This is a genomic window from Paenibacillus rhizovicinus (assembly GCF_010365285.1).
Taxonomy (GTDB): Bacteria; Bacillota; Bacilli; order Paenibacillales; family Paenibacillaceae; genus Paenibacillus_Z; species Paenibacillus_Z rhizovicinus.
Window position 1 is genome coordinate 6301637 of sequence record NZ_CP048286.1, and the last position, 13183, is coordinate 6314819.

The window sequence follows — 13183 nt, forward strand, 5'->3', positions numbered from 1 at the left end:
ACAGACCAAGGGAACTCATTCATGTTTGAAAGAAATGAATAGCGGGGACACTGTTGAATAGAGAGCATGAATATCATTCATTGCGAAAAGGAGCGGATACAGGATGGATAAACCCGAAGAATACATTAAGTTCGTCACAGGCAAAATGGTCGATTTTATCGAAATGCCGCAGGAGCAGCGCAAAGAAAACCGCAAAAAAGCCAAAGCTGCCAGGGAGCCTTGGCTGATACGCTGGTTTGGGCTTGGCGGTTTCGCGATTACGCAGTGGATGCAGTCGCGCAATTCGTCTGCCGGCGAGGAATTAACGGAGTCGTCCATCATGAGCGAGAATATTTGACGGCGGGCGATCAGCGGTAGAAATTGCCTTCCCCGCTCAGGGATTCCAACTGGATATAGCGCGTTCCCGGGAAAAATTGGTCGAAAGCGACGAACAAGCGGCCGCCATTCCAACGGTGGTAGCCGATTGCGGGAAGGACGTACAGCACCGTGGATTTGAACAGCTCCGCCGTATAGCGGATCTGGCTGCGCTTGTCCAGCATGCCGGAAAGTCCTTTTACCTGCTCCGCGGAAAGCGGGGCGTTCGTCAGCCATGGCATTCGTTCGAACGGATCGAAGACTTGGTTCGTTTTGGCGGCGGCTAGCACGCTCGGTTCGGGCATGAGAGATGATTGGCCTGCGGATAATATGCTGGCTTCATCGGCTCTTGATTTGGTTTGCGCCAGCCAATCCTTATCGGAAATGGGCAGCGCTTCGCCTGTCCACGGATCCAAATAATAAGTTTCTCCGTTTGCTGCCTTCCATCGCCAGGCGGCCAGCATGGGAGAAAGATAGAGCCGTTCCAAGTGGAGCGGCTTTTTGGCGATTTCGCCGTATCCTTCGATTAAGCCTTGCCGAATCAGCGCATTGTACATCGTATTGGGATCGAAGGCGGGATGGCCGCTTACGCCGTATTCGCCAAGCTGATAGCCTCCCTCTGTCGTTGCATTGACGATCATGTATCCCGCGGGCTTCCCGGAGACGGCGAACGTAACCAGCCAGCTGTGGGTTCCGGGTCCAAGCGGAAGGACGGTCGACGAGGCGGTCTTCCACGCCTTGAAGGTGGGCTGCATCGACAATTGATTGGTCCATGCGTGAATATGCTGCTGCAGCGAAGAGTCGGCGCTTGGAACGGCAGCCGCGGACGGCACCGCGGCAGAAGCGGCCTGGACGGGTACGCTCATAAGCAGCAGCATTGACAATGCGGCAGCAATCGCGGTCCATTTTCTCATAAACGGCATCACCTGCTGTTTCTGTAGAATGGTTGACGGAAGGACTGACAGTACCTGACAACGTCATTGTAGCGCAACATGGGCGGGGAAGTTGTTGGTTCCTGTCAAGGGAAGCGGACAAGCCTTGTTCTAATTTTGCCGGAATTAGGGGGCGCAGATGCGCCGTGCGTCCCAATTCTTGTCGCAATAGCGCTAACCGATGCCCTGCAAATAAAAAATGCCGCAGTTAATGGCTGAAACGCTTACACGCGGCTCGCACTGCCAGCGGATTTCTTCCTGCCTGCGCTCGTATTGCTCCGTTATCGGTCCGCGCTGCTCCTCGTCGGCGCCTTCGATGAGCGGCTCGTAATAATGCCGAATCGTTGACAGCTCTTCCTCGAGCCTCTTCGCGGCGGCGTCCGCCCAGCTGTAATCGTAGGTGCGCAGCTTGCGTTCCAGCGTTCCTTCGGCGATGGAAGCCGCCTTGTTCAAGGTGATCGCATTCTTCGCGGTGTGCACGTTCGGCGGCAGCTTAGGGGTCATCCGGTGTTGGAGCAGCCGGTCGCTGAACTGCTCGAGACATTGCCCGGTCGCCAGCGAGATGCCGAAAGAATGAATCTCTTCCCGCTTCATGTCACATTGGAATTCTACTTTCATATTAACCCCGAGCCATGCGCTGTAAGCAGTGGAGTGCAGCGGATGGTTGGAACGCTTCTCCGGTTCTTGGAACAGGCAAAGGTAGCTGCCGCCCGCCTTAGCGGACTGGAAGAGCTGCTCCAGCCTGCGCGAACCGAAGTGCAATTCTTCCCTTGGCACGCGGACGTTCGTGTTCAAGGAGCTGTTCAAGTACCCGAACGAGCGGCCGAATACGGCTTCCGCCGTGTTGCCGGATGCGCTCGGCGCGGCTGCTGGCGGAGGAGGTGCTTTCTGGGCCGCCGCAGTCGCTTCGTCGTATTTGGCTTTGTCGGTGACGAGCAGCATGGACATCGTTTCGGGCTCGGCGCCGGTGCGGTCGACGAAACTCCAATAATACGGACGGTTCGTCAAGTCGCGGTCGGCGCGGGGGGACAGCTTCACCTGAAAATGAGCCGGCGATTTCTCAAGAATCCGGCAATCCATCGCTTCCAAGTACCGCTGGACAAACTTATGAATCTGGCGTTCGTTCATGGTCTCACCTCGATCGTTTGTCCGACGGCGTTCAATACGGCATTAACGGCACCGATATCGACGGGTTCTTCGAATTCCACTTCATCCCGGATGCGGCTGAGCGAATTGCCGAGCTCGTCGATGCCCTGCTTCAGCGCGTCCGGATTCGTGCCCGATTCCAGCATGAGGCGCGCAAGGCGCTGCTCCAGCGTCTCGTTCTTCTTCTCGAACCGTTCCAGAATATGGTCCAGTTCGCCGATGACGAGCTCGAACAAATTGATTTTCTCATGCAGCAGGCTGACGATATGCTCTTCGATCGTACCGATGGTGCAGAGGTTGTAGATATGCACGTCGCTCGTTTGGCCGAGCCGGTGCACGCGCCCGATCCGCTGCTCGACGCGCATCGGGTTCCAAGGCAGGTCGAAGTTGATCATATGGTGGCAGAATTGCAGGTTGATGCCTTCGCCGCCGGCTTCCGTTGCGATCAGCACTTGGGCGCGGCCGCGGAAGAGGTCCATCATCCAGTCCTTCTTCCCGCGATTCATGCCGCCCCGGTAAGGTACGGCAACTAGATTATGCGAGCGGAAATATTGCAGCAGATACTCCTGCGTAGCGCGATATTCGGTGAAAATAATGACTTTGTCGTTCATCTCGCGGATAAGCTCCATCGCTTTCTCCGCCTTCGTATTGGCGTTAATGCCGCGGATGACTTCGACCAGCTGCCAAATCTTCGCGCGGATCGGCGAGTCTTCGGCCGTCTTCTTGAACATGTTCACCAAGGTGAGGAAGACGGCGTCGCGGCTGCTGCATACTTCCCGCTGCAGCGTCACGAGCGACAGCATGCTTGTCCAGTCGCCTTGTTCCTCGTTGTACCGCTCCCGTACGAAATTGGTCACGGCGTCGTATAACGCTTGCTCTTCGCCGGAAAGCCGGAGCGGGATGTTCTTCACGACCCGTTTCGTGAAATGAATGCCGCCATCGCCGCGGCGGTTGCGAATCATGACTTGCTGCAGCGCTTCCTGCAGCTGCTCTTCGTTCTTCGGCAGCCGCTTGTCCACGACGAAATTCGCCGCGAACTCGCTTTGCCCGCCTAGCTGGCCAGGTTTCAGCAGCGTAATGAGGTTGTAGAGCTCGTCCAAGTCGTTCTGAACCGGCGTCGCCGTCAAGAGCAGGCAATACTTCTTGCGCAATAGGTTGACGAACTGGTAGTTGGTCGTTTTCTTGTTCTTCAGCTTATGGGCCTCGTCGATGATCAGCAAATCATAATCCTGACTAAGCAGCTTCTCGCGGTGCGGGTCGCGCTTCGCGGTATCGATGGAGGCGACGACGACGTCATAGCCCCAGGAATGCTCCTTCTTCTGGGCGAACGCGGAAATGCCGAATTTGGTGTTCAGCTCGCGCACCCACTGCAATACGAGGGAAGCCGGCACGAGAATGAGCGCGCGTTTCACGAGACCGCGGACCATGTATTCTTTCAGGACAAGTCCGGCTTCGATCGTCTTGCCGAGACCGACCTCGTCCGCAAGGATCGCCCGGCCGCTCATTTCGTGCAGTACTTTGCGCGCGGTGCTGATCTGATGGGGCATCGGTTCGAACGATGGCAGGCTGCGCAAACATTGCAGATCGTCGAAGCTGCCGATCAGCTTGGCGTGTTCCGCTTCTACGGCAAGCTGATGCATCGTCCAATCATCCCAGGGGCCGTTGCGGTCCACGCGGTCCTGCAGCTGCGTCAGCCATGTGCGGTCGAATTGCAGCTCGACGCTGGGATGCAGTTTGCGTTTGGCGGTCACGATGCTTGTATTGGTATCGGAAGGGAGCTGCTGTTCTCCTTTGACGGAATCTTTACTTGATTGCATAGGGGGCGGAACTCCTTTCTTGTGAGATTCCGACATTCGTTTCTTCTTGACGGAAGCTGTATGCAATTAGTATGACCTTACTTGGCGGAATTCATAAGGCAGCGGTCGGCAGGCGATCGGGGATGCACGGAAGAACTTGGGGCAGGAATATTCGTTCCATGCGCGAATAGAGAGGAGTGATGAAAGGATGAAGTGATAACAGCAGAAACATATGGCTTGGAGCGGGACGCGGGCAATGGAAGGGCGGCTATTAAGACGAGGAGCTGATGAGATATGTCCTGCAGGGACAAAGAAACGCGAACGTATAAGCAGCTGAGTCAAGGCGCCATTCAAGCGGATATCTATTATGAAGGAAGCGGTTCGCCGGTTATCGTGTATATACATGGCGGGGCGTTGATATTCGGAACGCGCGCCTGGCTGCCTGCGGAACAGATCGAACGTTATACGAGCGCCGGCTTCAGCGTCGTCAATATCGATTATCGCTTGGCTCCCGAAACGAAGCTGCAGGACATCGTTCAGGATATACAGGATGCGCTGGCGTGGGTTCGCACGACGGCGCTGCAGTGGTATGATTTTGACGTGGAACGCTTGGCCGTCATCGGGAGCTCGGCAGGCGGCTACTTGAGTCTGCTGTCGGGAACATGGACGAGCAAGCCGAAGGCGATCGTGTCCTTCTACGGATATGGCGATATTAAAGGCGATTGGTATACGAGGCCGAGCGCGTTTTATTGCAGCCGGCCGACCGTCAGCAGGGACGAAGCGTTCTCGCATACGGGCGATCGGGAATTGACGGACGGGCCGTTCGACCGGTTTCCGTTCTATCTGTACTGCCGGCAGCAAGGCACTTGGGTGCGGGAGGTGTCCGGAATGGATCCTTTGCTCCGGGGGCATGCGGTAAGCGCGTTCAATCCTGTGGAGCTTATTACGCCGGCCTATCCGCCTGCGCTGCTGCTTCATGGCGATCAAGATACGGACGTTCCCTGCGAACAATCGGTGCAGATGTACGAACGGCTATTGGTAAAAGGAATTCCCGCTAAGCTGGTGACCATTGAGGGCGCGGAGCATGCGTTTGATAACCAGTTCGATCAGCCTGTCGTCCAGCAGGCTTTCGATGCCGTGATTGATTTTCTGAAGCTGCATTTGCAATCGGAAGCGTAGAGGGTAGAAGATTAGACGAACTGAAGAGTAGAAGAATTGAAGAAAAGAAGAAACGAAGAATAGAAGATTAGCAGATTAGACGAATAACCATGAGGAGAGAACGAGATGACGAAGATTCTAGTAACCGGAGCTTCCGGCAACGGCGGACAGGCCGTCAGCCGAGCTTTGCTGCAAGCGGGATTTGAAGTTCGCATGGCGGATGTGTTTCCGGTGGCGGCCGCTGATTTAAGGGAAGCGGAGTTTATTCGCTGCGATACTCGAACGGCCGCCGATGTTCGCCGTGCCGTTGAAGGGGTAGACGGCGTAGTCCACTTGGCGGCCTGGCATTGCGCGCACAATCCGCCGGTCAGCGACGAAACGATCTTCGCGGTTAACGTGGACGGGACGTTTCAAGTATTGGAAGCCTGCAAGCAGGAAGGCGTCCAAGCGATTGTCTATGCGTCCTCAATGGCTTACGGATGGGGCTCCGTCTATGGCGTGACGAAGGTCATCGGAGAAGACCTGTGCCGGTCCTATCACGAGATGACGAATGCCTCGATCGCCATGCTCCGCTATCATGAATTCATTCCGCGCCCGTACCTGGAGTTCGGGGAACGCTTGCTGCGCAACGGCGTCGATCGGCGCGACGTTGCTTCCGCGACCGTGGCGGCAATGCAGGGCGCGCTCGATAAACGGTTCGGCTTGTTTCGTACGATCGTGCATACGGATCACGGGATCCCGGACGAGGTCGTCCGCGATTTTCGCAACCAAGGACCGGCTTGGTGCGAAACGCAAGTGCCGGGCGCATGCCAGCTGATCGAGAAGTACCGGATCTCGCTGCCGAATCAAGTGGAGCAGCATGACCTCTCGGAAGCGGCGCAGCTGCTCGGATGGCGTCCGGCGGTTGGATTCGTGGAATTTCTGCGCGATTTGAAGGCGCGGGACGAGCAGGGCATGGACGTAGCGAACCTTGTGGTCCCTTCGGAATTGCCATCCGAACATTAAGCCGACGGGAGGGAGAAGCGAACATGGAGAAGCCGCTGGCGCTTGAATCGACGGATGCGGAGCTGATTCTCGCTTCGATCGAAGATCGGGAAACGTTGAAGAACCTGATGCAATTCTATGACTATGATTTCTCGGCATTCATTTCCATCGATGTGGAAGACAACGGGCTATATTCCCCTTATGCTTATTTAGACGACTATTGGATCGACGCTGCGCACCGCTTCCCTTATCTCATCAAACGGGCTGGCCGCTATGCCGGCTTCGCGCTCGTACGGCGGATCGAAACGGAAGATAGGCATTATTTCTCCATTGCGGAGTTTTTCATCATGAAGAAATACAGGAAGAACGCCATCGGCAGGCAGGTTGCGGTACGGCTGTTCGATCTGCACGAGGGAGATTGGGAAGTGTTCCAACTGGAGAGCAACAAGCCGGCGAGGATATTCTGGACGAAGGTCATCGGCGACTATTCGGGAGGCGCATTCACGGAACGTTTCGAAGAAGGCAAGTCCATCCAAGACTTCGTTAGCAGACGTCTTGCGGATGGATAGAGCTTAGGACGGGTAAGGGACGGGAACGGTCGGGATCATTTTCATAGTCGCTTGGCTATGAAAAAATCGATGTTTATAAGGCGCTCTCCGCTTGCGGAGGGCGTCTTTTTTGATTTCGGCAAACAAATTTGGGAGCAGTTAACATGATCTTCATATCTTTCGTACATTCGCTTAATACTGGCATTCTATGATGCTAGTGAAAATAGATTAGGAGGCGTACAAATGAAATCCAGAATCGGTTGGAAGACTTCGGCAATCGGCATCACGGCTGCGGTGCTCGTCATCGCAAGTTTCACGGCATCACACGGCAAGAATGAAGCGGCTGCGGCATCGAAACAAGCAAAGAATGTCATTCTTTTCGTAGGCGACGGCATGGGCACTGCGCAGCGCGATGCCATTCGCCTTGCGACGGTCGGCGAAAAAGGACAATTGGCCATGGACGCTATGCCTTACCTCGGATTGATTCATACGAGCTCCACGACTCCGGTAACGGATTCGGCTGCGGCTGCCACGGCTTTCGCAAGCGGCGTGAAAACGTACAATGGCGCAATCGGCGTCGACCCGAACAAGAAGAATGTCAAAACGATTATGGAATATGCCAAAGAAATGGGCAAATCGACAGGCCTCGTAACAACGAGCCAAATTACGGATGCGACGCCGGCAGCTTTCGCTTCTCACGTGTTAGACCGTTCCAAGCAAAGCGATATCGCGCTTCAATATATAACGAAATCGAAAGTGGATGTTCTGCTAGGCGGCGGCGAAGATTTCTGGTACCCGGCTGGGCAAGCAGGCGGCTTCAAGGACGAGCAACCGGACGATCCGTCCGAGAAAAGCAAAGGCACGCAGGGCAACCTCGTCGATAAAGCGAAATCGCTCGGCTACACGTACGTGAAAAACAAAGCGGACATGGTTAAAGCGAAAGGCAAAGTACTCGGCTTGTTCGCCAACGAAGAAATGTTCCAACAGCGCCCCGAAGGCGAAGGCGACATCTACAATCCGGTCGTTTCCTTGCCAGATATGACGAAGAAAGCACTAGATACGCTATCGTCGAACAAAAAAGGATTCTTCCTCATGGTAGAAGAAGAAGCGACGGACGAAATGGCGCATCAAAACAACGCGAAATTGACGATCAAAGCCGGTCAACAGCTGGATCAATCGGTACAAATCGCGAAAAATTATGCAAAAGCACATCCGGATACACTCGTACTCGTACTGGCTGACCACGAAACAGGCGGCTTCTCGATCGAGGAAGTCGACGCTAACGACGAGTCCGGCGATGGCATTTCCAAAGAAGACGGACCGTTTGCAATCGCAAACTCCAAATTGAACTTCGTCGTTGACTGGACAACTTCCGGTCATACGGCGGTTGATGTACCTGTAACGGTTACGGGTACGGGCGCTGAACTGTTCTCCGGCGTTTACGAGAATACAGGTATCTTCACGCGTCTAGCGCAAGCTATGGGCGTAAAGCTTCCTAAATAAAGCACGCCAATAAAGCACATCTATCGGATGAATGTACAAGAAGCTGTCTCCAGAAATGGAGGCAGCTTCTTTCTATATGCATTGAATTATAATTCAAAAGGTTGTATATTAATTCATAATTATTCGCTAGAAGGAGGCACATGCCAATGACGGTTGCGATCGAAGAATTGACGATGAATGCTTGGCCGGCCGGGCAGACGGCGGCGCATGGCGGATGGCTGCTCCGTTTGGCGGAAGGGTTCACGAAGCGGGCGAATTCCGTCCATCCCTTGTATGCGGGAGCGGAAACGGCGGAATCGATGCAGCGGAAAATCGAAACCTGCGAGGCCTTCTATCAACGGGCGGGTCAGGATACGATTTTCAAGCTGACGCCGTTCGCTCCGGCCGGACTCGATTGCACCCTCGAGGAACGCGGCTACGTGCTGCAGGATCCTTCTCGTGTTATGATGTTAGGGGATCTGACATTGCTGCGCTTACCGGCGAAGAATGAACCCGGCATCGCAGTCGAATGCGAGGATCGGTTAACTTATAGCTGGCTGGATCTGATGTGCGGCTTCAACGGAATTCCTTCTTGCCAAGAAGGCTCGGCGGCGCGGATCATGCATGCCATTACGATGAAGACGGGCTATTTTACGCTCCATGCGCATGGGATACCGGCCGCTTGCGGCTTGGCCGTCATCGAAGGGGATTATGTCGGCCTGTACGATATCGTGACCGCATCTTCGTTCCGCAACCAGGGGATCGGCGAACGTCTGATTCTGCATATGCTGCAATGGGCGGGAAAGAACGGCGCTTCGCGCAGTTACCTGCAAGTCGTGCAGAACAACGCGCCGGCTAACCGCTTATACGCAAAATTAAAATACGAGGAGCTCTATCCGTATTGGTACCGCGTCAAACAACGTAATTTGCATTAGCAGATTCGTTTCAAGAGGGAGTGTAATGGAATGACGACGATTCAGCTTCGAGGCCATCATTTGCTATGTTTGCTCGGGTTCCGGGGAATGGGGTATTCGGAAGCTTATGCGGCGAACATGGCCCGGGTGTACAACCGGCTGCGCGAGGAACCCGATACAGCGGTGACGATCGTCGCCGGGCCGGATGAGTTATGCGCTTGTTTCCCCGCTAACGCGGAACCGCACTGCGAGAATGCTTCGGTATCGCAGCTTGACGAGAGCGTGCTCGCCAAGCTGGAACTGGACATCGGACATTCGCTGCCATGGTCGGCAGTGATCGAGCGCGTGCGCGGCAATGTCGAACCGGAGGACATTAATACGCTGTGCCACACCTGCCAGTGGCGTTCTTACGGCGTATGCGAGGCAGGCGTCCGCACGGTGAAGAGCGGTCAGCAGCTGCCGCCGCTGCCGTAGCTGCCGCCATTGCCGCCGCTACCGGGGAAGCATTAGACGCTAGCGGTATAGCAAGCCGCCTCCGACTATGAATTACTCCGCCTTCTTCTCGTCTGCCGCAGGCAGCAGTTCCAGGAATCGCTTGGCCGCTTCGGAGCGCGGAACGCCATGAAGCGTGGCGATCCCGATTCCGCGTGGCGGCACCGGCTCAACCAGCGGGATTTCGACCAGTTCGCCCGCGTGCAATTCCGCGCGATAATTATCCCGTACGACGAAAGCAAGTCCGAGTCCGTTCTTCGCGAAATCCGCGAGCAAATCCATGCTGCCCAGCTCAAGCTCGGGCTGCAGCTTCACCCCGAACGCCTCGGCGTGCTTGTCCAAATGCCGGCGGGTGCTCGTTCCTTCCTCCAGCATCAGGAGCGGGTATCGTTCCAATGCTTGCAGACGCAGCGGCTCGCCGGCCAAGTGGGCATAATGGCGCCCGCCGACCAGGCAATCCTGCTGCGGCGAACTGGCCGTAATGTCCGCCTTGCCGTCCGCGGCCGGCAGGTTGACGATGCCGAGATCAATCGCCCCTTCCTTCAATAAAGCAAGCGTCTCCGGCGTCGTCCGGTTCGTGACGCGAATGCGGATTTGCGGATACAGGCGATGATATTGCGCCAAGTAGGGAAGCAGAAAATGCTTGCACAACGAATCGCCCGCCCCGATGCGGATTTCCCCGAACGCGAGCTGGTGCATCTCGAGAATCTTTTTCTCGCCTGCTTCCACGAAATTGAATGCTTGCTCTACATAGCGAAATAACAGCTCGCCCTCCGCGGTAAGCTGCACGCCTCTCGCTCCGCGAATGAACAGTGCCCCGCCTAGCATCTCTTCCAGCTGCTTTAACGTATGACTGACCGCAGGCTGCGTAATATGCAGTTTCTCGGCTGCGCGCGACAGGCTCCCCGTCTTGGCGCACCAATAGAAGCTGCGATACCATTCCAAATTAATCTCCGGCATAGCTATTACCTCTCTTGATATCTCATATTAGTTATATCAATTATTCTTATGTCATGGCTTCCATTATAATCAACCTTGCAGCACATTCACAAGGGCGAGGAGAGATTCGGCGATGACAGTGACGGCGATCGTAGGAGCGAATTGGGGAGACGAAGGCAAGGGGAAGGTAACGGATATATTGGCGGCGGACGCCGCGTTCATCGTGCGCTATCAAGGCGGCAGCAACGCGGGCCATACGATCATTAACGAATATGGAAAGTTTGTGCTTCATCTGCTGCCTTCGGGCGTTTTTTATCCGCATGCAACCAATGTCATCGGCCCGGGGACGGCACTCGATATGGAGGTTCTGTTCCAGGAGCTGGAAGCGTTGACGGCGCGAGGGGTACGGGAACCGAAGCTGGCCGTGTCCGAAAGGGCGCAAATCGTCATGCCGTATCACCGATTGTTCGATCAGCTGGAAGAAGAGCGGCTCGGGAGCGCCGGCTTCGGTTCGACGAGACGCGGCATTGCGCCGTTCTTCGCGGACAAGTACGCCAAGCTCGGTATTCAGGTATCCGATTTGTTCGACGAATCGCGGCTGCGGCGCAAATTGGAACAATCGCTTGCCGCCAAGAATATCTTGCTGCAGCATCTCTATAAAAGCGAACCGATTACGGTCGATTCGCTGCTGCCGGGGCTGACCGCCTATGGCCGGCAATTGAAGCCATTGGTAACGGATACGACGGCCATGCTCCAGCAGGCAAATACGGAAGGAGCGCGAATTCTTGTCGAAGGTCAGCTAGGCGCGCTTCGCGATCCCGATCATGGTATTTATCCATTCTCAACCTCCTCGTCGACGCTAGCCGGCTTCGCTTCGGTAGGTGCGGGACTGCCGCCCGGTTCGATAACGGACATCGTTGCCGTCACGAAAGCCTATTCCAGCTGCGTCGGGGCGGGACCGTTCGTCACGGAGCTTCACGGGGAGGAAGGGGAGGAGCTCAGGCGGCGAGGCGGCGATGCCGGCGAATACGGGGCATTGACGGGACGGCCAAGGCGGGTAGGCTGGTTCGATGTGACGGCCACGAGGTACGGCTGCCGCGTGCAAGGCGCAACCTCGGTGACGCTGACGAATTTGGATGTGCTTGGTTACTTGCCGGACATTCCGGTATGTACCGGTTACCGGCTGCCGGACGGCACGGCCGTCGAAGAGTTCCCTGTTCCTGCGCTGCTGGAATCGGCAGAGCCGGTTATCACGACGCTTCCGGGCTGGGAATGCGACATTGCCGCTGCGAGAAGTTTCAATGAACTGCCCCAGGCTGCACAGGCATACGTCGCCTTCATTGAACGGCAGATCGGCGTTCCGATCACGCGCATTTCGGTCGGACCGCGGCGCGAGCAAGTGATCGAGCGATAGCTATTTGCAGGTATTCGCGGCAGTCCGGAGCGTTGAAATAATTTGATTTGTCATGGGTAAGAATGGTAAGATGCCCCTACAAGAAAGGCGCTTGGCCGTGGAAAGGAATTGAGGAGAGACATCTTGGAAAATCGATCGTCAGTCATTGCCATGTGGGTTTCTCTGCTCAGCAACGTGGTTCTTACGGGCCTCAAATTAATTGTAGGCATCTTGTATGGCAGCCAAGTATTGATCGCGGACGGGATTCATAACGCGGGCGACATCATCGCCACCGCCACCGCGTACAGCTCGATGAGGGTATCCGGCAAACCGCCGGATGAGGATCATCCTTACGGGCACGGCAAAGCCGAGGTGCTCGGAGCGGGCATCGTCGCGTTCATTCTTATCATCGCCGCGCTCTATATGGGCTATCACGCGGTGTTGGCGTTCTTCCATCCGCCGGGCAAAGCGCATATCATCGCGCTTGCCGCTGCTATCGTTTCGCTTGCGGTCAAGCAGCTGCTGTACATGTACACGATTCGCATTTCGAATCGCGTCAACAGCAAGGCATTGCGGGCTACGGCATACGATCATCTGGCTGATGTGTATGCTTCCTTGGCGGCTTCGATCGGGATCGGGCTCGCTTGGATCGGCGAACGGCAAGGCATCGACTGGCTCAGCTACGGCGATCCTGCCGCCGGGGTCATCGTATCTATTCTCGTGCTCAGGCTGGGCTTCGACATGGCGCGGGAAACCGTCGACGTGCTTATGGATAAGAGCCTGAGCCCCGACAAAATCGAAGATATACTGGAGCATATCCGCGAGGTGTCGGATGTGAAACGTATCGACAGGCTGCGGGCGCGCGAACACGGCCATTATGTATTGGTGGACGCGAGGGTGGCGGTGCTCGGCACGTTGACGATCCAGGAAGGCCACGACATTATTCGCAAAATCAAGCAAAAGGTGCAGGATGCCCATCCCGAAGTGGATGAAGTGCTCGTGCATTTGAACCCCTGGTACGAGAATGAGTGAATGGTTGAACGAA

13 protein-coding genes are annotated in these 13183 nt (G+C 55.7%); 9 read left to right on the plus strand and 4 right to left on the minus strand.

Features of this window, described 5'->3' with window-relative positions; genetic code table 11:
* Nucleotides 1-103 precede the first annotated feature (103 nt).
* Entirely contained in the window at nucleotides 104-337 is a 234-nt protein-coding gene (locus tag GZH47_RS28140; protein WP_162644274.1) for a YqzE family protein, read from the plus strand.
* Between the two features lie 10 nt (nucleotides 338-347).
* On the opposite strand, the gene GZH47_RS28145 is transcribed toward GZH47_RS28140, so the two are convergent.
* From GZH47_RS28145 to GZH47_RS28155, 3 genes are all read right to left on the minus strand, one after another.
* Nucleotides 348-1268 (minus strand): hypothetical protein, encoded by a 921-nt coding sequence (locus GZH47_RS28145; RefSeq protein ID WP_162644275.1) that lies wholly within the window; start codon nucleotides 1266-1268, stop codon nucleotides 348-350.
* 192 nt (nucleotides 1269-1460) lie between these two features.
* On the minus strand, nucleotides 1461-2414 hold the full coding sequence (locus GZH47_RS28150; RefSeq protein WP_162644276.1) for a YqhG family protein: 954 nt from the start codon (nucleotides 2412-2414) through the stop codon (nucleotides 1461-1463).
* Complete coding sequence (locus GZH47_RS28155) at nucleotides 2411-4249, minus strand: DEAD/DEAH box helicase (protein WP_192043552.1); 1839 nt, start codon at nucleotides 4247-4249, stop codon at nucleotides 2411-2413. The genes GZH47_RS28150 and GZH47_RS28155 overlap by 4 nt, the downstream gene beginning before the upstream one ends.
* Nucleotides 4250-4522: 273 nt before the next feature.
* On the opposite strand from GZH47_RS28155, the gene GZH47_RS28160 reads away from it, so the two are divergent.
* The 6 genes from GZH47_RS28160 to GZH47_RS28185 all read left to right on the plus strand — a co-directional run bounded on the left by GZH47_RS28160 (nucleotide 4523) and on the right by GZH47_RS28185 (nucleotide 9788).
* Nucleotides 4523-5407, plus strand: a complete 885-nt coding sequence (locus GZH47_RS28160; protein WP_162644278.1) for an alpha/beta hydrolase — start codon at nucleotides 4523-4525, stop codon at nucleotides 5405-5407.
* Between the two features lie 105 nt (nucleotides 5408-5512).
* Nucleotides 5513-6391, plus strand: a complete 879-nt coding sequence (locus tag GZH47_RS28165; RefSeq protein WP_162644279.1) for an NAD-dependent epimerase/dehydratase family protein — start codon at nucleotides 5513-5515, stop codon at nucleotides 6389-6391.
* A 23-nt stretch (nucleotides 6392-6414) separates the two neighbouring features.
* Entirely contained in the window at nucleotides 6415-6939 is a 525-nt protein-coding gene (locus tag GZH47_RS28170) for a GNAT family N-acetyltransferase (RefSeq protein WP_162644280.1), read from the plus strand.
* Nucleotides 6940-7161: 222 nt separating this feature from the next.
* The gene (locus GZH47_RS28175) at nucleotides 7162-8421 is read left to right on the plus strand and encodes an alkaline phosphatase (RefSeq protein ID WP_162644281.1); all 1260 of its coding nucleotides are present in this window, start codon (nucleotides 7162-7164) and stop codon (nucleotides 8419-8421) included.
* A 146-nt stretch (nucleotides 8422-8567) separates the two neighbouring features.
* On the plus strand, nucleotides 8568-9335 hold the full coding sequence (locus GZH47_RS28180) for a GNAT family N-acetyltransferase (RefSeq protein ID WP_162644282.1): 768 nt from the start codon (nucleotides 8568-8570) through the stop codon (nucleotides 9333-9335).
* A gap of 30 nt (nucleotides 9336-9365) precedes the next feature.
* The gene (locus GZH47_RS28185) at nucleotides 9366-9788 is read left to right on the plus strand and encodes a DUF1284 domain-containing protein (RefSeq protein ID WP_162644283.1); all 423 of its coding nucleotides are present in this window, start codon (nucleotides 9366-9368) and stop codon (nucleotides 9786-9788) included.
* Nucleotides 9789-9860: 72 nt separating this feature from the next.
* Here the strand turns inward: GZH47_RS28185 and GZH47_RS28190 are convergent, their stop codons facing one another.
* On the minus strand, nucleotides 9861-10766 hold the full coding sequence (locus GZH47_RS28190) for a LysR family transcriptional regulator (protein ID WP_162644284.1): 906 nt from the start codon (nucleotides 10764-10766) through the stop codon (nucleotides 9861-9863).
* Between the two features lie 112 nt (nucleotides 10767-10878).
* Between GZH47_RS28190 and GZH47_RS28195 the strand changes: the two genes are divergently transcribed.
* Nucleotides 10879-12159 (plus strand): adenylosuccinate synthase, encoded by a 1281-nt coding sequence (locus GZH47_RS28195; protein WP_162644285.1) that lies wholly within the window; start codon nucleotides 10879-10881, stop codon nucleotides 12157-12159.
* Nucleotides 12160-12282: 123 nt separating this feature from the next.
* A complete protein-coding gene (locus tag GZH47_RS28200) occupies nucleotides 12283-13170 on the plus strand; it encodes a cation diffusion facilitator family transporter (RefSeq protein ID WP_225446251.1) in 888 nt (295 codons plus the stop codon).
* Nucleotides 13171-13183: the final 13 nt, after the last annotated feature.